The organism is Paenibacillus sp. tmac-D7, assembly GCF_006519665.1.
Lineage (GTDB): Bacteria > Bacillota > Bacilli > Paenibacillales > NBRC-103111 > Paenibacillus_G > Paenibacillus_G validus.
On record NZ_VIDW01000066.1, the window covers coordinates 1 to 19,605 of the forward strand.

At 52.9% G+C, this 19,605-nt stretch carries 23 protein-coding genes, 3 tRNA genes, 1 pseudogene and 1 riboswitch; of the genes and pseudogenes, 6 read left to right on the top strand and 21 right to left on the bottom strand.

The features are described 5' to 3' along the window. From FKP33_RS25000 to FKP33_RS25030, 7 genes are all read right to left on the bottom strand, one after another. On the bottom strand, positions 1-344 hold a 344-nt coding region (locus FKP33_RS25000), incomplete at its 3' end, for an L-threonylcarbamoyladenylate synthase (RefSeq protein ID WP_141336656.1). 39 nt (positions 345-383) lie between these two features. After that, entirely contained in the window at positions 384-1,208 is an 825-nt protein-coding gene (spoIIR, locus tag FKP33_RS25005) for a stage II sporulation protein R (protein WP_141336657.1), read from the bottom strand. A 124-nt stretch (positions 1,209-1,332) separates the two neighbouring features. Next, the gene (gene prmC / locus FKP33_RS25010; protein WP_141336648.1) at positions 1,333-2,283 is read right to left on the bottom strand and encodes a peptide chain release factor N(5)-glutamine methyltransferase; all 951 of its coding nucleotides are present in this window, start codon (positions 2,281-2,283) and stop codon (positions 1,333-1,335) included. After that, entirely contained in the window at positions 2,276-3,355 is a 1,080-nt protein-coding gene (prfA, locus tag FKP33_RS25015) for a peptide chain release factor 1 (protein ID WP_054798171.1), read from the bottom strand. Before prfA ends, prmC begins: the two co-directional genes overlap by 8 nt. Positions 3,356-3,521: 166 nt before the next feature. Beyond that, entirely contained in the window at positions 3,522-4,622 is a 1,101-nt protein-coding gene (ychF, locus tag FKP33_RS25020) for a redox-regulated ATPase YchF (RefSeq protein ID WP_127609120.1), read from the bottom strand. A 136-nt stretch (positions 4,623-4,758) separates the two neighbouring features. Further along, the gene (locus tag FKP33_RS25025) at positions 4,759-5,475 is read right to left on the bottom strand and encodes a peptidoglycan recognition protein family protein (protein ID WP_230876230.1); all 717 of its coding nucleotides are present in this window, start codon (positions 5,473-5,475) and stop codon (positions 4,759-4,761) included. Between the two features lie 142 nt (positions 5,476-5,617). Then, entirely contained in the window at positions 5,618-6,325 is a 708-nt protein-coding gene (locus FKP33_RS25030; RefSeq protein ID WP_141336658.1) for a PilZ domain-containing protein, read from the bottom strand. A gap of 93 nt (positions 6,326-6,418) precedes the next feature. Beyond that, positions 6,419-6,511: riboswitch (cyclic di-GMP riboswitch) on the bottom strand. A gap of 346 nt (positions 6,512-6,857) precedes the next feature. Between FKP33_RS25030 and tadA the strand changes: the two genes are divergently transcribed. From tadA to FKP33_RS25045, 3 genes and pseudogenes are all read left to right on the top strand, one after another. Next, positions 6,858-7,325: a tRNA adenosine(34) deaminase TadA gene (gene tadA, locus FKP33_RS25035; protein ID WP_258313554.1), complete on the top strand. Its 468-nt coding sequence runs from the start codon at positions 6,858-6,860 to the stop codon at positions 7,323-7,325. A gap of 58 nt (positions 7,326-7,383) precedes the next feature. Beyond that, positions 7,384-7,460, top strand: a tRNA-Pro gene (locus FKP33_RS25040). A gap of 113 nt (positions 7,461-7,573) precedes the next feature. After that, positions 7,574-7,747 (top strand): annotated as a pseudogene (locus tag FKP33_RS25045) (amidase family protein); the annotation flags it as partial. Positions 7,748-7,832: 85 nt separating this feature from the next. Here FKP33_RS25045 and FKP33_RS25050 read toward each other — a convergent pair. Genes FKP33_RS25050 through FKP33_RS25065 form a run of 4 tightly spaced genes read right to left on the bottom strand, consistent with a single transcriptional unit; the run spans position 7,833 to position 10,737 of the window. Further along, a complete protein-coding gene (locus FKP33_RS25050) occupies positions 7,833-8,495 on the bottom strand; it encodes a LiaI-LiaF-like domain-containing protein (protein ID WP_141336649.1) in 663 nt (220 codons plus the stop codon). Position 8,496: 1 nt separating this feature from the next. Next, complete coding sequence (locus tag FKP33_RS25055) at positions 8,497-9,711, bottom strand: hypothetical protein (protein WP_141336650.1); 1,215 nt, start codon at positions 9,709-9,711, stop codon at positions 8,497-8,499. After that, complete coding sequence (locus FKP33_RS25060; RefSeq protein ID WP_181410276.1) at positions 9,704-10,216, bottom strand: anti-sigma factor; 513 nt, start codon at positions 10,214-10,216, stop codon at positions 9,704-9,706. Before FKP33_RS25060 ends, FKP33_RS25055 begins: the two co-directional genes overlap by 8 nt. Continuing rightward, on the bottom strand, positions 10,213-10,737 hold the full coding sequence (locus FKP33_RS25065) for an RNA polymerase sigma factor (RefSeq protein ID WP_127609124.1): 525 nt from the start codon (positions 10,735-10,737) through the stop codon (positions 10,213-10,215). The genes FKP33_RS25060 and FKP33_RS25065 overlap by 4 nt, the downstream gene beginning before the upstream one ends. Positions 10,738-10,911: 174 nt before the next feature. On the opposite strand from FKP33_RS25065, the gene FKP33_RS25070 reads away from it, so the two are divergent. Together FKP33_RS25070 and FKP33_RS27360 are read left to right on the top strand one after the other, a co-directional pair. Next, positions 10,912-10,984: transfer RNA gene (locus tag FKP33_RS25070), tRNA-Arg, on the top strand. Between the two features lie 67 nt (positions 10,985-11,051). Then, positions 11,052-11,222, top strand: coding sequence for a hypothetical protein (locus FKP33_RS27360; protein WP_181410277.1), 171 nt, complete (start codon positions 11,052-11,054; stop codon positions 11,220-11,222). Between the two features lie 78 nt (positions 11,223-11,300). Here FKP33_RS27360 and map read toward each other — a convergent pair whose 3' ends face one another. Beyond that, positions 11,301-12,044, bottom strand: coding sequence for a type I methionyl aminopeptidase (gene map / locus FKP33_RS25075; RefSeq protein WP_141336652.1), 744 nt, complete (start codon positions 12,042-12,044; stop codon positions 11,301-11,303). Between the two features lie 198 nt (positions 12,045-12,242). On the opposite strand from map, the gene FKP33_RS25080 reads away from it, so the two are divergent. Then, complete coding sequence (locus FKP33_RS25080; RefSeq protein ID WP_127609125.1) at positions 12,243-12,422, top strand: hypothetical protein; 180 nt, start codon at positions 12,243-12,245, stop codon at positions 12,420-12,422. 120 nt (positions 12,423-12,542) lie between these two features. On the opposite strand, the gene FKP33_RS25085 is transcribed toward FKP33_RS25080, so the two are convergent. From FKP33_RS25085 to guaB, 9 genes are all read right to left on the bottom strand, one after another. After that, entirely contained in the window at positions 12,543-12,686 is a 144-nt protein-coding gene (locus tag FKP33_RS25085; RefSeq protein ID WP_054798173.1) for a hypothetical protein, read from the bottom strand. Between the two features lie 22 nt (positions 12,687-12,708). Further along, positions 12,709-12,894 (bottom strand): hypothetical protein, encoded by a 186-nt coding sequence (locus FKP33_RS25090; RefSeq protein ID WP_127609126.1) that lies wholly within the window; start codon positions 12,892-12,894, stop codon positions 12,709-12,711. A 17-nt stretch (positions 12,895-12,911) separates the two neighbouring features. Beyond that, positions 12,912-13,259 carry a hypothetical protein gene (locus FKP33_RS25095; protein WP_054798165.1) on the bottom strand — a complete coding sequence of 116 codons (348 nt, stop codon included), beginning with the start codon at positions 13,257-13,259 and terminating at the stop codon, positions 12,912-12,914. A gap of 235 nt (positions 13,260-13,494) precedes the next feature. Then, positions 13,495-13,584: transfer RNA gene (locus FKP33_RS25100), tRNA-Ser, on the bottom strand. Between the two features lie 46 nt (positions 13,585-13,630). Further along, positions 13,631-14,911 carry a serine--tRNA ligase gene (gene serS / locus FKP33_RS25105; RefSeq protein WP_141336653.1) on the bottom strand — a complete coding sequence of 427 codons (1,281 nt, stop codon included), beginning with the start codon at positions 14,909-14,911 and terminating at the stop codon, positions 13,631-13,633. Positions 14,912-14,922: 11 nt separating this feature from the next. After that, positions 14,923-15,495, bottom strand: a complete 573-nt coding sequence (gene pdxT, locus FKP33_RS25110; RefSeq protein WP_141336654.1) for a pyridoxal 5'-phosphate synthase glutaminase subunit PdxT — start codon at positions 15,493-15,495, stop codon at positions 14,923-14,925. A 39-nt stretch (positions 15,496-15,534) separates the two neighbouring features. Continuing rightward, positions 15,535-16,416 (bottom strand): pyridoxal 5'-phosphate synthase lyase subunit PdxS, encoded by an 882-nt coding sequence (pdxS, locus tag FKP33_RS25115; protein ID WP_141336655.1) that lies wholly within the window; start codon positions 16,414-16,416, stop codon positions 15,535-15,537. A gap of 117 nt (positions 16,417-16,533) precedes the next feature. Further along, positions 16,534-17,829: a D-alanyl-D-alanine carboxypeptidase family protein gene (locus FKP33_RS25120; protein WP_127609139.1), complete on the bottom strand. Its 1,296-nt coding sequence runs from the start codon at positions 17,827-17,829 to the stop codon at positions 16,534-16,536. 147 nt (positions 17,830-17,976) lie between these two features. Beyond that, a complete protein-coding gene (gene guaB / locus FKP33_RS25125; protein ID WP_054800301.1) occupies positions 17,977-19,434 on the bottom strand; it encodes an IMP dehydrogenase in 1,458 nt (485 codons plus the stop codon). Positions 19,435-19,605 lie beyond the last annotated feature (171 nt).

Genomic DNA, 19,605 nt, shown 5'->3' on the forward strand with positions numbered 1-19,605 from the left:
GTGACGAGCGGCGACAGCACGCCCGGGCGTGCCGGCAGCACGATCGTGAGCGGCCCCGGCCAGAACGCGTCCATCAACCGCAAAACGGCCTCCTCCGGCGGAGCGGTCAGCTCGGCCAGTTGAGACCTGTCGGCGATATGCACAATCAGCGGATTGTCAGACGGTCGGCCCTTGGCGGCAAAGATAGCGGACACGGCCTCCGTATTGCGCGCATCCGCACCGAGCCCGTAGACCGTTTCCGTCGGGAACGCCACCGTTCGTCCGGTCCGCAGCCAGGACGCCGCTTCCTGCAGCGCCTGCGCGGCCGGCTGCGCCGCATCCGTCTTCCATATCTTCGTCTCCATCATCGAATTCCATCCTCCCGATGTAACCTGCACCCCGTATTAAGCAAACAGCGACGCGACTTTCTTCATCATATCCCAGAGGAAAAATCGGACTTCCGGCTTAGCGCTTTCTGCGGTTTCCGCGGTTTCCGCGGTTTCCGCGGTTTCCGTCGCTTGCTGAGCCGCGTCCGCGTTCTGCTTTGCAGCAGCATCCGTTTCGGAAGCTTTCGCCGCTTCTTTCCCTGCGCTTTTCCCTTTTTCCGCACCGGCGGCTTCGGACCTGCTCGCGCTCATCTTGTCCTTCTGTTCCGGTTCGTCGTCAAACGCTGCCGCATGGGCTTTATTTTGTTTCTTGACGACCATCTCCGAATCGACGAAGCAAAGCGGCGGGAACAGCACGCACCACCAATTTTGCCCGGCGGCGGCGCCGATCGATATGCGCAGCGCCTCGTAATCGCCGGCCGGATATACTTGATTGCCGTACATTTTCGTCGGGAACGGGACGAGCCCAAGCTCCACCTGATACGTATAGTCAAAGCCGTTCTGCTGCAGCGTCTCACCGACTACCGCTTCCAGCTCCGGCAAGTGCTTGCGAATGGTTTCGCGCGCCGCCTCCAGGCCGTCGGGTTGTTGAACCCAGCCGGACATCTCCGCAATAACGGCGTCACGGACCTCGCGTTTGATCCATTGGTCGGCAGGCGCATCGGAATTGGCCAGGATGCGCAGGCGGATCGACTCCGCCGGGATGACGCTTGCGCCCGCTTCATCAGCTTTAGACGCCGTGAAGAGCATCGCATTCGCGCGGCTCGACTCCCAGCACATCAGAAGCATCAACAAAGCGAACCCCACATACGCATACCGTTTCCACGCAAACCGTTTGACCATTTCGATCGCCGCCTCTCTCATACTCCAAGCCTGAACCGCTAGCAACTTCGAATCTATCGAATCTAGTTTCTAGTGTTTCCGGCTTTAAGAGAGTCTAAACGTGGCGATCCGTTATATTTTATCGTTACTTCCGATACGCGATGACGTGCCGTTCAATACCGGCCAAGTCGGGAACGACATACAAGTCGTCCCAATCGCCGGCCTGTTCGAGCAGCCCCCGGACCGCTTGCGCTTGCCCGAAGCCGACTTCAAAGCCGACCAGCCGCGGCAAGGCAACGAGCTCGGCCAGCTGGGCCGTCATCCGCCTGTACAGCACGAGACCGTCCTCCCCGCCGTACAGCGCGGTTCGAGGTTCGTACAGCCTGACTTCCGGCTGCAGACCCGGTTCGTCCGCTTCCGGAATGTACGGCGGATTGGACACGAGAATGTCGATCCGTTCACGGCGCTCGATCCACGGACGCAATAGATCTCCTTCGGCGAACGTAACTCTTTCGCCGACGCCGAGACGAAGCGCATTGCTCCGGGCAACGGCAAGCGCCTCCGCCGACAGATCGGATGCCAGCACACGCCAGTCGGCGCAAGTTGCGGCTAAAGTCAAGGCAATGGCTCCGCTTCCCGTCCCGATATCGCATACGGTCGGTCGGTGGCGGACGGCCTCTCGCTCCTCTGCCCCGTCTGCATGCCTCAACAAGCCTGTCCCGCTATCCACGGCCTCCGCACTCCAAAGCAACCGTCCGAGACGCAGCACCTCCTCGACGAGCAGTTCCGTCTCCGGTCGCGGAATGAGCACCGCAGGCGTTACTTCGAAAGCATGCCCATAAAACTCCTGCTCCCCGATTATATATTGCACCGGTTCGCCGGCCGCTTTCCGCTCCAGAAGCGCCTTCCAATTTCCTAATTGTTCCACGGGGAACTTTTCTCCCCATCGGAGCAGCATACCGCTGCGGCTTTCCCCGAGCACATGCTCAAGCAGACGTTCAGCGTTCGCTTCCGGATCCCGCACCCCGTGCCGCCGCAAAAAAGAAGAAGCCTCCGAGTAGGCTTCACGTATCGTCAAACGCCGTTCCTCAAGCACCGGCGTACTCTCCTTTTTCCATCTGATCCGTTTGCGCCGCAATCGTAAGCGCCGAAACGATCTCTTCCATATCGCCGTTCAATACGGCGTCCAGCCGGTGCAGCGTCAAGCCGATCCGATGATCGGTCACGCGGCTTTGCGGGAAGTTGTACGTGCGAATCCGCTCCGAACGGTCGCCGGTGCCGACCTTGCTTTTCCGCTCCGCGCCGTACTTCTCCATCTCTTCCTGCTGCATCTTGTCATAGATACGGGCGCGCAGCACTTGCAGCGCCTTCTCTTTGTTCGAGTTTTGCGACTTGCCGTCCTGGCAGGTCGCTACGATGCCCGTAGGGATATGCGTGACGCGAACGGCCGACTTCGTCGTATTGACGGATTGTCCGCCCGCTCCGCTCGAACAGAACGTATCGACGCGAATGTCGTTATCGTGAATCTCGATGTCGAAATCTTCCATCTCCGGCATCACTGCAACCGTCGACGTCGACGTATGAATGCGTCCACCGGACTCTGTTGCCGGTATGCGCTGTACCCGGTGTGCGCCGCTCTCGAACTTCAGTTTGCTGTAAGCGCCCTTCCCGTTCACGAGGAAAATAATCTCTTTGAACCCGCCGAGATCGTTCATGTTCACATCCAGCACTTCCGTCCGCCAGCCTTGCGCGTCCGCGAATTTGGTATACATCCGATACAAATCGGCTGCGAACAAAGCCGCTTCATCGCCGCCGGCCGCGCCGCGGATTTCTACGATTACGTTCTTATCGTCGTTCGGATCCTTCGGCATCATCAACACTTTGATCCGCTCTTCCAGCTCGTCCTTGCGCGCGGACAGCTCTTCCAGCTCCATCTTGACGAGCTCTTTCATCTCGTCGTCGAGCTTCTCGTTCTGCATCGCCCGCGCCGCCTCATATTGTTCCATAACGCTCTTATACTCTGTATAAGCTTCATACGTCTCTTGCAGATCCGACTGCTCCTTGGAATACTCGCGAAGCTTCTTGGAATCCGACGCGACATCCGGGTCGCACAACAACTCGCTTAACTTATCGTAACGGTCAGCCAAAGCTTGTAACCGATCCAGCATTCGTCATCCATCCTTTCTTTCCGTAACCCGTTTTTCCTTACTAAGCGACCATCCTGTCCTTCAACACCCATTGCTCCGAGCAGGCGTCTTCTTCATGCCGACCACCGCTGATCTTCCCGCTTCCTCGCGCCAAGGCTGCAGGCACTTGGACCGTCTCTTAGCCTAGCTAAACGTTGAAACGGAAGTGCATGACGTCGCCGTCTTGAACGACATATTCTTTGCCCTCGAGGCGCAGCAAACCTTTTTCCTTTGCAGCATTCATCGAGCCCGAACCAATCAGATCATCGTAACCGACAACCTCAGCGCGGATAAAGCCGCGTTCGAAATCGGTATGGATTACGCCTGCCGCCTGCGGCGCTTTCATTCCTTTGCGGATCGTCCATGCGCGAACTTCCTGTACCCCTGCCGTAAAATATGTGTACAGCCCGAGCAGCCTGTAAGCGGCACGGATCAACCGGTTCAACCCGGATTCGGCAAGGCCCAGCTCCTCCAGAAACATCTGCTTGTCCTCGCCTTCCAGCTCAGCGATCTCCGATTCCACCTTCGCGCTGATCGGAACCACTTCCGCGCCTTCGAGCGCCGCGTATTCGCGCACTTTCTGCACATACGGATTGCCGTCCGTGTCCGCAACCTCCGCCTCACTGACATTCGCCGCATACAACACCGGCTTCATCGTCAGCAGGTGCAGGTCGCGGATCAGCAAGCGCTCCTCATCACTCAGCTCGACGCTGCGCGCCGGTTTATCGTTGTAGAGCGCCTCCTTAATGCGTTCGAGACACTCGACTTCCTGCGCATATTTTTTGTCGCCGCCCTTCATGTTCTTCCGGGAGCGATCGATTCTTTTGTCCACCGAATCCACGTCCGCCAAAATCAGTTCCAGGTTGATCGTCTCGATATCGCTGATCGGGTCGACCGTTCCGGAAACGTGCGTAATGTTCTCGTCTTGGAAACAGCGTACGACATGCACGATGGCGTCCACCTCGCGGATGTGGGCAAGGAACTTATTGCCGAGTCCCTCGCCTTGGCTTGCGCCCTTGACCAATCCGGCAATATCGACGAATTCGAACGCCGTAGGCACGATGCGATTCGGCACGACGATTTCCGCCAAGCGGGTCAAGCGCTCATCCGGCACCTCCACTACGCCGACATTCGGATCGATCGTGCAGAACGGATAGTTAGCCGACTCCGCACCGGCCTGTGTAATGGCGTTAAACAACGTAGATTTACCGACATTCGGCAAACCGACGATTCCACAAGAAAGACTCATATATAAACAGCTCCTTATGCTCTGAACGGAATTTCAAATCCTGACATTATATTATATCCCAAAAGTAGGCCCCGTGTCATCTCCCTATGGGAAAAACCCTCCTTCCATTCGGAAAGAGGGCATGGTGACGGGCGCGTTACTGCGGCGGCTGCCCCGAAATACGGCGAAGCTCATTGGCCAGCCTGTGGAACTCCGCCTTGGCCGCCTGATCTTCCGCTGTGAAATAGGAGGCTGATAGAAAGCCGATGATCTTGTTCGCATCCTCCGCGCTAATTCGTGTCTGCGGTTCCGGCGCGGGTTCCGTCACAAGGCTGGCCCGGTACTCGTTCACAACGTCCTGAACGAAGCTCTGGAACGTCTTGCCGAGCAGCCGCAGCGGCTCCTGCGGATCGCTTCTCCTTGCCGGATCCAGCATATAGTGCCCGACGATATCGGTAGCCGGGTTTAGTCCGTACCGGTAACAAGCATACGCAAGCACCCATACGTACCGCTTGTAAGATTCCGTCAAGCTGATCCTGCCTCCGTAACAAAGCTCCACCGCGCCCGCCGCGTCGTTGGCGTCGTCGCCGTAACGCGCGTTATCGGTCGTTACGTTGTACACGACGTGATAGGCAATCTCAGCCGGTCCGGTCAGGAACGGTATGCACTCGATGATCTGTTTATCGTCCACAAACAGATGCGCGGAAGATGACATTTCATTGCGGGTATTTTCAAAATAAGACACATTCGCTGCGGCCGTTGACCCCGGATTTCCCGTATCGTGGGCCACCATAAACCGGCAGCGGGCTAACGCCGTCTTCGGACGCCGCTGGCTCGGCCCCGTCAAATAGCGTGGAATGATCTCATATTTCATAACAAAAGCCACCGTGCTCACCACCCTGCGGACATTTCGGAAGGTCTCGGGCGCTGGGGGCCCCAGCCGATCCGACGAGAATCCTTGCCTTACGATCAGCATATGCGAGCGCCCTGCAAGAAGTCCGTGGCATTGCCGGCCTCTATTTGAATATACGTTTGTTAAAATCGTCCCGTTTCGAACTGAAATGGTTTTCCACTTGCTTTTTCAACACAAACGCCCGCAGCGCATTGGCTTTGTCCGTTGGCATGTCGATGTAACGCGCTCCGTAATAGATTACGGTTTCTCCCGGATCCAACCGTATGATCTCGACTTGGCACGGCATCTCGAAGCCCAGGTCCAGCCGAACGTCGGCCATAGCATGCTTGCTTAACTCAATATCGCTCGGCAAAATAAACCCGAGCCCGCTGATGCTAATATTTCGAACCTCCAGCGCGACATGCTCCTTCAACAATTGGATCTCCGCATTCGGTTCGCGGATCGAGAGCAGGTGTCCGTCATGTTTGACGTCGACCCGCGGGTTCTCCCGCTTCTCGGCGAACCGGTTCCGATTCTGAGGGGGGTTGATAACCATCAGCGCTCCTTGATCTTTAGCCACGACCGTCGATTGAAACGTATAGATTCCGCCGGGTGAATAGACCGTTAATTTAACCGTATCCCCAAGCTCGAACGCCTTGTATTCCGAAATCTCAACTTCAAGAATATCTCCCTCGGCATAAGTCAAAATGCCGGTCGAAACGAAATCCCGCTTCTCCACCGCCACCCGGCTGTTCAGCAGAATTCCGCTTGGGCTTCTATACGTTTCGTGGGTAAACTCGTAGGATATTTTTTCACTCGTAACGGACTTCATCACCTTCGTTACCACCTTTCGCTCTCATGTCTTCGGTAAAAAATAAGCTGCATCTCAACATGCGAGACTACAGTCTGTTCACCGGTGCGCCCAATCGGCGGCCAGGCTGTCGTCATCCACAATAAAGAAGACCTTAGACCCTAAGCTTTGCGTCCTTGCCTTTCGACAAGTTTGTCAAAAAAACGAATGATAACGACTATTTAACTAAACTTCACATCACCGAACTTGGGTACATATGCCCACATCTTGATCTCATTATAGGTGTTTCCTAAATTCCCTTCAAGAAAATTCACACTTTTCACAAAAAATTAACAGCGCTTTTCCGTAAAAAAATTATTCACATGTTAACCGTTCTGTGGATAACTTATATATCCACACCCGGACTTGCCCTACAAGCGCGATTTACCTACAATGGGGATAAGAAATTAATCCTATTTATCCACATACTTATCCACAGTATGTGAGTAAGAATGCTTGTTCGTTTTTCTTACCCGCAATCGACGAATGACTAATGATGAATGAGGTGTAACGATTGATAGCCATAGAAGAACACGAGTATTTTATGCGGGCGGCAATCGAAGAAGCGCGGAAAGCCGAAGCGAGCCGCGAAGTGCCGATCGGAGCGGTCATTGTTCGCGGCAGCGACATTATCGGCCGCGGTCATAACGTCCGGGAAACGGCCAAAGATCCGCTTGCCCACGCCGAACTGATCGCGATTAAACAAGCGAGCGAACAGCTGGACGCCTGGCGGTTGCTGGAATGCCGGCTTTATGTGACCCTTGAGCCGTGTCCGATGTGCGCCGGAGCGATCGTCCAGGCGCGAATTCCGCAAGTGATTTACGCATCCCCGGACCCGAAGGCCGGCTGCGCGGGGACGCTGATGAACCTGCTGCAGGAAGATAGATTTAACCATCGCGTCGACGTGATTCAAGGCGTTCTGCAGGAAGAATGCAGTTCCATGCTCACCCAATTTTTCCGCAGATTAAGGGGGAAGACGTAACCTAATTCCCTTTACAACGCCTATTTACCCATGCTAAAATATAATCGTTTCAGAAGTTCGAGACGTGGCTCAGCTTGGTAGAGCGCTTGGTTCGGGACCAAGAGGTCGCAGGTTCAAATCCTGTCGTCTCGACCATCCTATATGAACTACGAATTGCGGCGTAAACCGCAATTTTTTTATGCCCAAATTCCGATATCCCTCTCTTCTCCCGTTGTTTTCCCTCTCTCTCCCCTTCAGTCTATTTTGTTAGCCCGTTCTCCGGCTTCCCGGCTATCACTGTACCGGCCGGTTATACGACGGATGGCTTGGGGGTCGGCATCGAATTTTTGGGCCGTGCCTTCGATGAAGCAACCTTGATTAAACTGGCCTACGCTTATGAACAGGGCACCCATCACCGGAAGCCTCCCGTTCTGGTTCCTTAAGGCCAGGGTCCTAAACAATATCCCCTTCGTGCCGCTCTATTTCATACATAGCGGCCCGAAGGGGATTATTCGATATTTTCGACTCTTAGCCAGGGTTCGATTCGTTATGCGGGCCCTGCACTTCAACCTGCACGTCCTGCGGTAGCACTAACGTAACAGACATCTCCGGGTAGACCGAATTCAGGCCGCGGTAGACCGGAGGACGCTTCACCTGCACATACATCGTGTCGCCAACCGTTCGCACCGTGTAGAATTGCTCCTTGTCGACCGTCGGACGGTCTCCTTCCTGTACGCGGGTTCGGTAAGTGCCGAACAGGTGCATGGAACGCTCCGCCGTTTTGTCGATGCGAACCGGTTCGCCGGATGTTTGCACGACCAGCTTTTGGATGGCCGGATTTACCGGTTCCTGCAGTTCGGGCAAATCCGCCGTGACCTCGACTTCGCCTACGAGTTTGCGTACTTCATCCGTCACCCCGAGACCGGTCAGCATCGTAAACATGAAACAGCCGGCGAACAACACCCCGACGAACAGGACGCTCATCCAATCATACCGGATGACCTCGCTCTCTTTCTTGGCGATGAACACATACGCGAGGATCTCCAGGCCAAGCAGCACAAGGACAATCGGCCACCAGCGGATGAAGCTGGTGAATGCGCCAAGTCCCTGCCATTGCGATAAGAACAGGAGGACTCCGAAGCCGATCAGCGTGAGCCCCATCGACAACGTGCCTACGCGCCATTTTCTCAATCTACTCCCCCCGCTTCCCTTTCTTGCCGCCCCATAATAGGCGTATCCCCCCGCCAATCAGCAGTACCGAAACGATAAAGGTTTGAAAATAGGTATGGTACCAGTTCAACACCCGCGACCGTACTTCTCTCGGCAGCCAAAGATCAAGCATATTCAACAGCACCTGATCCAGCAAATAATACAAACCCAGACCAAGCAATCCGATTCCGATCCAACGCTGCCGGTGGACGAGCCAATCCACGATGGGTGCATCCGTCAACGGCTCCCTGCCGGATTTCGAGATCTGCTGCAGCGCGTCGAAGAAGCTGTAAAACCATAGAATCGGAATCAAGAACAAAAATAACGACAACCGGAGCGCATCCATAAAATAAACGCTGAACAGAAAAGCCGCCATCAGCTGCAATCCCCGTTTTTGCAGGCCAAGGTACATATGTCCCGCTCCCGGAAACATGGACAGCAGCATCGCAATCGTTTTGTTTTTCTTGCCCGATTCGCGGCCGTCCTGAAAATCCTCGAATATCGTCCGATCAACCAGCGTCTCGCCCCGCTGCTTCCGGTGTAACTGCTGGACGCAGTCGAATAACCCATAGAGCCAAATAATCGGCAGCCCGCCCAGCAGGACCAGGAAATCATCCTGATTCGTCACCGCGGTTAAAAAAACCGTTACAACCCCCAGACCGAAGAACAACGCCAGGAACGCGAGACCGCGCTGCATCAGCCCGAGCTGGAAGTGTCCGAGTCCCGGAAGGAAGGATAGAAGTATCGTAAAGTGACGATCGCTTACGCTGCCGGACGGATATTGCGGCGGCACGCTGCCATATCGCGGTGGTTCCCCTTCCGAAGGCCGCTCCCGCTCCATGTGTCGCGGCATAGCTTCAGGCCCATACGGCCGCTCAGAAGCTTGCTCAGGGCCATAGGAACGGCTGCCGGCATGATTAGGGGATCCCCATTCGGCATGAGCCGGGTAGGGCGGTCCTGCAGCAATCGTACGCACAATATCGAAGAGGCTGCCGAACCAAATCAGAAAGGCAATGATCAGCGTGGCGACTGCCACTTCTTCTATATTTTCCGATAGCAGGAATAAAGTCATGACCAACGATCCCAAGAAGGCCCCACCGAATAGAACGCCTTTCAATGCGCGGCCCATGTACAAGTGACCTAGACCCGGAATCAGAGACAACATGAATGCTACGGTAGGGTTTTTATGTCTATTCATCACGTTTCCCTCTCTCTTCTTGTTTCGGTTGAATGGCATCGAGCATCCCGATCGTTTTGTCCATCAGCTGGTCGCTGAATGAACGGTACGTTACGGAATCCGCCTCCGCATGCGATTTCGGATCCAGCGCATTCACCTGCTGGGTGAAAATTTGAAACACCCCCGAGCCCATCAATAAGAGCGTAACCGCCGCGGCCACCGCATAATGGAAGATCGGGTGCCGCGTCCATGCTCGCCGGTATGCGCTATGATGCAAATGAGCGTCGTGTCCATGTGAACGATCCGCCTGCTGCTCAAGATGCTCGTCCCACCGCAGCATCGTTATTTCCGTCAAGGTGTGCATATCCGGCTGCGGCAGACGCTCGGCGGCCTTGTCCAGGCAGGTCATATAAAGCTCCAAACAGTGGTCGCATGCCTTCATATGATCCTCGCAGCGGTCCCGCTCATCGGCTGACAGCTCATCGTTGATATAGAGCAGCCATGCTTCCTCCGAAATGTGGATCATCCCCGATCCTCCTCCTTCCATGCTTTGCGCAAATATTGTTTGGCCCGGTACAGCTTCGATTCTACGGTTTTTAACGCAATCTGCTGTTCCTGTGCAATTTGTTGATACGATTTTTCCTCAATATAAAAGGCGTACACGACGTCCCGGTAATGCTCCGGCAGCTGGTCCACATAATTGCGCACCCTCTCCCGCTTCTCCCGTTCGAGCAACGTATCTTCGACGGTATTCGGGCCCACTCTGGCCGCAACCGGCTCAAGCTCCTCCCAATCGGAGGTTAGCTGCTCCTTCTTGCGTTCCTTCGATCGCTTATAATCGATCGCCTTATTGACCGCTATGCGTGTAATCCATGATTTAAATCCTTGATGCCGGTATTGGGGGAGAGCCGCAAAGATGTTGATCAGCGCTTCCTGCGTCACGTCTTCGGCGTCTTTCACCGAATGGAGCACGCCGTACACCGCTTGAAACAAATAACGGCCGTAACGGTCGACAAGCTCGCGGAACGCTTCCCGGTCGCCCGCCATCAAGCGCGCAATCCAAGCTTCTTCCGTAATTGTTCTCCCCCTCCTCTCCTGTTTACTTAGACGAATCGAGCTTTACAAAACCCTGCAAGCGCATGGTTTATATTTTTTTCATGCGGATGTCTTTGTCTGGATTCCCTCCATGCCCTTCGGTATGTTATAATAACTTTGTTTCAAGTCCCCGTAGCTCAACAGGATAGAGCAGTCCTCTCCTAAAGGACCGATAGAGGTTCGAGTCCTCTCGGGGACGTAAAGTCCATTACATCCGGCGCATAAGGCTCGTCCCCCCGCGGAACACTAGGGCGGAGGTGATACGGATGGCCAATGAGCAGGATCAAACGGAAGAAATTTACCTTTACAACAACGAAGGCATTAATGATGTGAAGACCGATGCGACGGCAACCGTAACGACAACCGGTGTAGCCGCAAATGACAACGACGAAGAGACAAACGAACGTCGTAAGGATAACTGTTCCCCATCGTCCTAACAAACGAAGAAGGGCCCGCAGCTGCGATTGGATCGTGCCGGCGGGCTCTTTTAGTTTCCGAATTTTCTCTCTTTCTCCTTACTCCGTTAACACCCACGGTCCGTCTTTCGTAACGGCAATCGTATGCTCGAATTGCGCCGATAAACTGCCGTCCACCGTACGTGCCGTCCACCCGTCGAAATCAATGAACATTTCCAGCTTACCGGCGTTCACCATCGGTTCGATGGTGAACACCATGCCTTCTTGCAGTCGAAAGCCGCGTCCCGGCTTCCCCGCATGCGGAAAGGAAGGCTCCTCGTGCATCGACCGTCCGATCCCATGGGCGACCAGATCGCGGACAATCGAGTAGCCTGCTCGTTCCGCATGCTGTTGAATGACATGAACTACATCCCCGATCCTGTTGCCGACGACGGCTTGAGGAATGGCGAGCTCCAGACATTCCCGCGCGACCTGCACCAGCCGTGCCGCTTGCGGCGAAAGGTTCCCGACGGCGTACGTTTGGCACGTATCGGCGCACCACCCGTCGTAACGGCAGACGATGTCCATTTTGACAATATCGCCTTCCTGAAGAGGTTCTGTATTCGGAAATCCGTGCGCAATAACGTCATTAACCGAAGCGCAGGTAGCGAAGGGATACCCTTTGAACCCCTTCGTCACTTGTTCCGCTCCATGATCCGTAATGAACTTCTCGGCAAAATCGTTAATCGCGAGTGTTGTTATTCCCGGACGAATCATTTTTGCGATCTCTTTATGACATGCTGATAGAATGGCACCCGCTTTACGCATTTTCAGCATCTCTTCCTTCGTTTTCAAGATAATCATCCGCTATCCTCCTTCAAATTTACATGATTTATTTTACGCTTTTTTAGAATAAAATGCTCCTCTCGCAAAAATCATTATATTTTACGTAAATATGCTAAAAAAAACATTAGAATTCAAGGTTGCTTGTTCTCTTTTTAATTACCTCGTGGTAAAATAAGGGATAAATCTCGAAAAAATAAACCCGAGGTGGATATGGAGATGCCGGCAAACACTTTCTACATCGTTTATGATGAGTTTTCGATTTCCATTTGCACGTTAATGGATGATGTTTGCGAAGCCATCGCCGGCGGCGCTTTGTTATACGGGTATACGGATAATGAGGCCATGGCGCAAATTTTACTCAACGAATGCTTTCAAATCGTCGAAAAAAACAATTAACGCTCTCTCACAACTAAGCCCCTCACACACAAATAAAACAGCCTCCTACTCTCTAAAGCGTCAGCTTGCATCGAATATCTTTGATGCGGCCGCGCTTTAGTTGGTAAGAGGCTGATTTTTTTAGCCTTCGCCGTTATTTTGACGGCTGTGGTTTTCGTTTTTGATTCGCTTCGAGCCCGGCTTTGGTCCGGTCCGTTGACGCTGTTCGTTCTGATTCTCCTGGCCGCTCGGCGGGTTTACCGGTTGCGGAATGTCTTTAGGCATAATCATTCAGCCCCCTCTAGATTTATTGAATATCCGAGATACCGGATGCATGGGCGTGCTTCTTGTCGTGGTTAAGCGCATCCTGATGGCGATGGTCATTCGTTTGCTGCTGTACCTGCTGCGCTTGATGACTCGTAACGGCAATATGCTCGAGGTCTTTAACCACGTTCTGCAAATTTTTATCTACGTTGCTTTTATTTTTCGTCATCGTTCAATGCCTCCCTCTTAACGCGTCGTCAGCGCATGAAGCTGCTGCGCGCATTCATGGATGTGCCTTACGTAGTCGTCCACTAACGTCTGGATCACGTCCGTGCGCTCGTCCACATTGTTGCCATCGCGTTCCACATCGACCAGATCGACCTTTACTTCCCGCGAATCGACATACGTACACTTAAAGTCGAAGCTGTAGTCGTTTCGCCCTGCCGTTGTGATATGAACGCGAAGCACATTGGAATCAGCTTCATCGGCGAACACTTCTGCCCGGTCGGAAGCATTCAATACGGTTGGCAGCGTCCGCGACCATGCCTGAACCAGCTCCTGTTGATCGATCCGCAATTGATCCGATTTCGCCATGATGTCATTAACACCTCCATACTTATAAAATGCGGATTCTCCAACCTCTCTATACTTCACCCGGCGTTGAAAAATTAGGAACCGCCACGATTAATCGGGCTCGGCGCTCGACTCGACGACAACTACTCCTAGTGGCTGTGCCTGGCAGCGCCAGACATACTAAAAAGGCCACCGACGAAGTCGATGACCTTGTTGCTATCTATGTAGGCACGTAGATACCTGTTATTTAAAATAATGGCGGAGAGGGTGGGATTCGAACCCACGGTGCCCTCACGAACACGGCGGTTTTCAAGACCGCTGCCTTAAACCACTCGACCACCTCTCCGGGTGACAGATGCATTGTATCACAACTGCCAAACCGGATTCAAGCGCTAAATTTTACTGATGCGTTCGATGCCGCCCATATAAGGCCTTAACACCTCAGGGATGAGCACGCTGCCGTCTTCCTGCTGGTAGTTCTCCAGAATAGCCGCTACCGTTCGTCCTACCGCAAGCCCCGAGCCGTTCAGCGTATGCACGAACTCCGGCTTTGCTTTTGCTTCGCGGCGGAACCGAATATTAGCGCGACGCGCCTGGAAATCCTGAATGTTGCTGCACGATGAAATCTCGCGGTACGTATTGCTGCTAGGCAGCCAAACTTCGAGATCGTACGTCTTCGTCGATGAAAAGCCGATATCGCCCGTACAAAGCACGAGAACGCGGTATGGCAGCTGCAGCAGCTGCAGCACCTTCTCGGCATCCGCCGTCATCTTCTCGAGCTCCTCATTCGAACTCTCCGGCGTCGTCAGCTTAACCAGCTCCACTTTGTTGAACTGATGCTGACGAATCAAGCCGCGGGTATCCCGTCCGGCCGAACCTGCCTCAGATCGGAAGCAAGCGCTCAAAGCCACATAATATTTCGGCAGCTCTTCCACCGACAAAATATCGTCACGGTGATAGTTCGTCACCGGCACTTCCGCGGTTGGGATCAGGTAATAATCCATCCCCTCGAGCTTGAACACGTCCTCCGCAAACTTCGGAAGCTGTCCGGTTCCCGTCAAACTATCGCGATTCACGATTTGCGGCGGCAGCACTTCCTGATAGCCATGCTTGTCCGCATGCAGATCCATCATGAAGTTAAACAATGCGCGCTCTAGACGGGCGCCTAAGCCCTTGTAGAACACGAAGCGCGAGCCGGTCACTTTCGCCGCAGCTTCAAAATCTAGAATGCCCAGCTGCTGCGCTACTTCCCAATGCGGCTTCGGTTCGTAAGAGAATGCAGGCACCTCGCCTATACGGCGAATCTCCACGTTCTCCTCTTCGCTGAAGCCGATCGGCACGTCGCTCTGTGGAATATTCGGAATAGATAGTAAGATCGCGTCCAGTTGCGTTTCAAGCTCACGAATTTCTTCATCCAGTGATTTGATCCGGTCTCCGACGACCTTCATCTCCTCGATCAGATGGTCCGCGTTTTCCTTCGCCTTCTTCAGTTGCGCCACTTCTTGAGACACAACATTCCGGCGATTTTTCAATTGCTCCGTTTCTTGCAAAAGCTCTCTGCGCTTCGTATCGAGCGCTGTGAAACGATCAAGCTCCTCGAGGTTTTTCCCCCGGTTCGCCATCGCTTGCTTCACTTGATCCAGATCGCTTCGCAGCAATTTAACATCCAACAAGGAGATCCCTCCTACCTCGTCTCACGTACCATATCTAGAAAATAGCCATGCATGCGTTCATCATCGGTCAATTCCGGATGAAACGAAGCGGCCAGCAGATGTCCTTGTCTTGCGGCTACGATGGAACCTTGATAGGTAGCCAGAACTTCCACTCCATCCCCGACTTGCTCAATTAACGGGGCGCGGATGAATACGGCGCGTACGTCTTTAGCAATGCCTTTTACATCCAAATCGGTTTCGAAGCTCTCACGCTGACGACCGAAAGCGTTCCGAGCCACCCGGATATCCATCAGCCCGAGATGAGTCTCGTCCTGCCCGACAATATCGTTCGCAAGCACGATCAAACCGGCACAAGTGCCGAAAATCGGTTTGCCCTGCCGCGAAAATTCGCGTAGGGCCTCGATAAATTGATATGTGCGCATCAGCTTGCCGATCGTAGTGCTTTCGCCTCCGGGGATCACGATCCCCTGGATGTCGTCAAGCTGCTCCGTCCGTTTCACAATAACGCCTTCGCCGCCGGCTTTCTCGATTAACCGAATATGCTCGGCGACGGCGCCCTGCAACGCCAAAACACCTATCTTCATGTCGCTCAACCTCTTCCTTCCGCGGCTGTTATACTCGGTTTACCAGCCGCGATCCTGCATACGTTCCGACACGTGCAGCTTCGAAATTTCGATGCCTTTCATCGGCGTACCCAAGTTTTTCGAAATGTTGGCAATTAGCTCATAGTCGGTATAATGCGTCGTCGCTTCGACAATCGCTTTCGCGAACTTCTCCGGGTTATCCGATTTGAAGATACCGGAGCCGACAAATACGCCGTCCGAACCGAGGTGCATCATCAATGCGGCATCGGCCGGTGTCGCCACGCCGCCTGCGGCAAAGTTTACAACCGGCAAACGACCGGTTTCATGTACTTGCAGCAGCAGCTCGTAAGGAGCGCCCAAGTTTTTTGCTTCCGCCATCAGCTCGTCTTTGGACAAGCTCTGCACTTTGCGAATTTGACCCGTAATCATGCGCATATGACGAACGGCTTCCACAATGTTTCCTGTCCCCGGCTCGCCCTTCGTACGAAGCATGGAAGCTCCTTCGCCGATCCGACGGAGCGCCTCGCCAAGATCTCTTGCGCCGCATACGAACGGTACGGTAAATTCTTTTTTATTAATGTGGAACACTTCGTCAGCAGGTGTCAGCACTTCGCTCTCGTCGATATAGTCGACGCCCATCGATTCCAACACTTTCGCCTCGACAAAATGCCCAATACGCGCTTTGGCCATTACGGGAATAGATACAACTTTCATAACTTCTTCTACGATCGTCGGGTCCGCCATACGAGCAACGCCGCCTGCTGCACGAATATCCGAAGGCACCCGTTCCAAAGCCATAACGGCTGAAGCGCCTGCCGCCTCTGCAATACGTGCTTGCTCTGCATTCATGACGTCCATGATGACGCCGCCTTTTTGCATTTCGGCCATACCTTTTTTAACGCGAGATGTTCCAGTTTCCATGTCCGACTCCTCCCGAGACTCTGCTTTTATGTTGGCACGTTCCTTTACTTAGGACAAACTAACTAAAGAAATATTTTACATGAACTGTTCTAAATGTACAACCCATACGCTCGGATTTTAACCGTTCTTGGCACCGGAGAGCGTATCGATGAAAAATTGTTTAATCGCCCGGAAAAATAACCGGAACCAGCCGGCTTTCTCCACCTCTTCCGTGGTGATTAAATTTACGTTGTATTCTTTGCCTTCATAAGTCACTTTAGCCGTACCTACCACTTGGCCTTTCTCAATCGGCGCTGTTAATTTCGATTCGTCCAGGGCCTGGGCGGTGACTTTGAATTGATCGTCCGGCGTCCCTTTTTTCGCGATGAGCGTGAGTCCGGTTTGCGTCACCACAGGAACTTCCAATTGCACGCCTTTTTTAATATTGACCGTTTTCAACGAATCTATTTCAGCTTTTGCCGTTAGTACTTGTTTCGGGGCAAAATTATTAAAACCGTAGTCGAGCACTTTACGGGTTTCGATAAACCGCGCCTCTTCTTTCGGGCCTGTGCCCATCACCACACTGATCAACCGCATGCCGTTACGTTCGGCCGTGCCGGTGAAGCAGTAGCCGGCCTCATCGGTATGACCCGTTTTCAACCCGTCCAAACCTTCATACGCATATTTAGCAAAGTTTTTATTGCTTTTATTATCCGCCAGCATCCAGTTCCAGTTGATCATAGGCGATTTGTCCGTCTCACGGAATTTGCGAGCCGGCGTCTTCGTGTATTCCAGCAGGTTCTTGTGGTCGTTGATAAGATGGTAAGCAATCAGGGCGGCATCTTTGGCGCTTAGAAGCGTCTCACCCTGCAGTTCTTTGGGAGCATACTTGCCCATATCGGCGCGCGACAACCCCGTCGAATTAATAAAATGCGCATCCGGTGACAATCCGAACTCCTTCGCCTTCTCGTTCATCATTTTCGCGAAGCTTTCTTCCGAACCGGCAATCGCTTCAGCCAGAGCAACCGTGGCATCGTTGGAGGAGTAGATCGACATGGCTGCAAACATATTGTCGACGGTCGCTTGTTCGTTCAACGCGAGCAACTGACCCGAGCCGATCGCGTCAGCCGCGGCAGGCGTCGTATTCACCATATCCGTCGTTTTGATTTTACCGCTTTCTATCGCATCCATTACCAAGTATTCGGTCATCATCTTGGCCATACTTGCAGGAGGCAGCGCCTTATCGGCATTATATTCATATAAGATTTGCCCCGTACTAGCCTCCATCAATATGGCCGAGGACGCATTCAGCTGCAAGTCGGCCGTATTCGTATCGGCGGCGCTCGCTTGAGGAGGCTGCACGAGAGCAAGGGATGTGTTCAAGAAAAGGGCTACAGCAACAACCGAACAAATTCGTTTTACGTTTACAAACAATCATCTCACTCCTATGATTTAATAATAAATAAGAAAACAAGTTTAATTGTACCACAAGCCACTTATAAGGTAAAAAAAGCTTGTTCCTTCCAATAAAAACAGAAACGGAAGCCGCAGCTTCCGTCCCTTTGATAGGCTATATAATTCTTATAACGAATAGTTAGGCGCTTCTTTCGTAATATGCACATCATGCGGGTGGCTTTCGCGCAGCCCTGCGCCTGTAATTCGAATGAAAGACGTATCATTGATCAACGAAAGGATGTTCGGGGAACCGCAATAACCCATTCCGGAACGAAGTCCGCCGACTAGCTGATACAATGTGTCTGCGAGCGGTCCTTTATAAGCGACCCGACCTTCGATACCTTCCGGAACCAGCTTGCTTTCGTTCTCTTGAAAATACCGGTCCTTACTTCCTTCCTTCATCGCACCGAGCGAGCCCATTCCGCGGTATACTTTAAACCGGCGACCCTGATAAATCTCCGATTCACCCGGACTTTCTTCCGTTCCTGCAAAAAGACTTCCGATCATCACCGCACTTGCGCCCGCGGCAATCGCTTTTGTTACGTCGCCGGAGTACTTGATGCCGCCGTCAGCGATAATTGGTACGTTGTAACTGCGCGCTACACTGGCGCAATCGTAGATGGCCGTAATTTGCGGTACGCCGATACCGGCAATGACACGCGTCGTACAGATCGAGCCCGGTCCGATACCTACCTTCACGATACTAGCCCCGGCTTCAATCAAATCCCGGGTGCCATCACCCGTTGCTACGTTACCTGCCATAATCGTCAACTCCGGGTATTGCTCCCGAATGGCTCTCACCGTGTTGAGGATATTAATGTGATGGCCGTGTGCAGAGTCCACGACGATTAAGTCGGCACCGGCTTCAACCAAGGCCGCCGTACGTTCTAACACGTCTTTGGATACGCCGACTGCAGCACCTACGAGTAACCGTCCATGCTCGTCTTTAGCCGAATTCGGAAACTGGATCGCTTTCTCGATGTCTTTGATCGTAATCAGACCTTTAAGGATCATTTGATCATCGACTAAAGGAAGTTTCTCGATCTTATGTCTTTGGAGGATGCCTTCCGCTTGCTGAAGCGTAGTGCCTACCGGAGCCGTGACCAGGTTGTCCTTTGTCATGACATCTTTGATTTTGATGGAATAATCATGAACAAAACGAAGATCGCGGTTGGTCAGGATACCGACCAATCTTTTATTGTCATCACAAACAGGTACGCCTGAGATGCGGTACTTGGCCATCAACTCTTCCGCGTCATACACATGATGTTCTGGAGTCAAATAAAAAGGATTTGTAATTACGCCGCTCTCCGAACGCTTAACACGATCGACTTCTTCCGCTTGCTGCGCGATCGGCATATTTTTGTGAATGATTCCGACTCCGCCTTCTCTAGCTATTGCTATTGCGAGCTTCGATTCCGTAACGGTATCCATCGCAGAGCTGATGAAGGGGATATTGAGCTTAATCTTGCTTGTCAGTTCTGTGCTGATATCAATCTCTTTACCGAAAACATTCGACTTTCGCGGTACGAGCAACACGTCATCAAACGTTAATCCTTCTTTTTCAAACTTAGACTCCCACACGTAATAAATCCTCCTTATTGAATACTTGCCGAAATATATTATTGCAATCTTACCAAAAGCTCATTTTTGGTGTCAAGCAAAAAGCTGTGTCCATTTTCAAACCATTTTCAATTTGAAATAAAATAAAAGAGCCCTCCTGGATAGTATTCTACCCAAAAAGACTCTTAATCC

What these genes read in the sequence shown, in the direction of transcription:
- spoIIR (WP_141336657.1), bottom strand. Translation starts at nt 1,208, where the DNA reads ATGGTCAAACGGTTTGCGTGGAAACGGTATGCGTATGTGGGGTTCGCT.
- prfA (WP_054798171.1), bottom strand. Translation starts at nt 3,355, where the DNA reads ATGCTGGATCGGTTACAAGCTTTGGCTGACCGTTACGATAAGTTAAGC.
- ychF (WP_127609120.1), bottom strand. Translation starts at nt 4,622, where the DNA reads ATGAGTCTTTCTTGTGGAATCGTCGGTTTGCCGAATGTCGGTAAATCT.
- FKP33_RS25025 (WP_230876230.1), bottom strand. Translation starts at nt 5,475, where the DNA reads ATGAAATATGAGATCATTCCACGCTATTTGACGGGGCCGAGCCAGCGG.
- FKP33_RS25030 (WP_141336658.1), bottom strand. Translation starts at nt 6,325, where the DNA reads ATGAAGTCCGTTACGAGTGAAAAAATATCCTACGAGTTTACCCACGAA.
- FKP33_RS25055 (WP_141336650.1), bottom strand. Translation starts at nt 9,711, where the DNA reads ATGAATAGACATAAAAACCCTACCGTAGCATTCATGTTGTCTCTGATT.
- FKP33_RS25060 (WP_181410276.1), bottom strand. Translation starts at nt 10,216, where the DNA reads ATGATCCACATTTCGGAGGAAGCATGGCTGCTCTATATCAACGATGAG.
- FKP33_RS25065 (WP_127609124.1), bottom strand. Translation starts at nt 10,737, where the DNA reads ATGGCGGGCGACCGGGAAGCGTTCCGCGAGCTTGTCGACCGTTACGGC.
- FKP33_RS27360 (WP_181410277.1), top strand. Translation starts at nt 11,052, where the DNA reads ATGGCCAATGAGCAGGATCAAACGGAAGAAATTTACCTTTACAACAAC.
- map (WP_141336652.1), bottom strand. Translation starts at nt 12,044, where the DNA reads ATGATTATCTTGAAAACGAAGGAAGAGATGCTGAAAATGCGTAAAGCG.
- FKP33_RS25080 (WP_127609125.1), top strand. Translation starts at nt 12,243, where the DNA reads ATGCCGGCAAACACTTTCTACATCGTTTATGATGAGTTTTCGATTTCC.
- FKP33_RS25085 (WP_054798173.1), bottom strand. Translation starts at nt 12,686, where the DNA reads ATGCCTAAAGACATTCCGCAACCGGTAAACCCGCCGAGCGGCCAGGAG.
- FKP33_RS25090 (WP_127609126.1), bottom strand. Translation starts at nt 12,894, where the DNA reads ATGACGAAAAATAAAAGCAACGTAGATAAAAATTTGCAGAACGTGGTT.
- FKP33_RS25095 (WP_054798165.1), bottom strand. Translation starts at nt 13,259, where the DNA reads ATGGCGAAATCGGATCAATTGCGGATCGATCAACAGGAGCTGGTTCAG.
- pdxT (WP_141336654.1), bottom strand. Translation starts at nt 15,495, where the DNA reads ATGAAGATAGGTGTTTTGGCGTTGCAGGGCGCCGTCGCCGAGCATATT.
- pdxS (WP_141336655.1), bottom strand. Translation starts at nt 16,416, where the DNA reads ATGGAAACTGGAACATCTCGCGTTAAAAAAGGTATGGCCGAAATGCAA.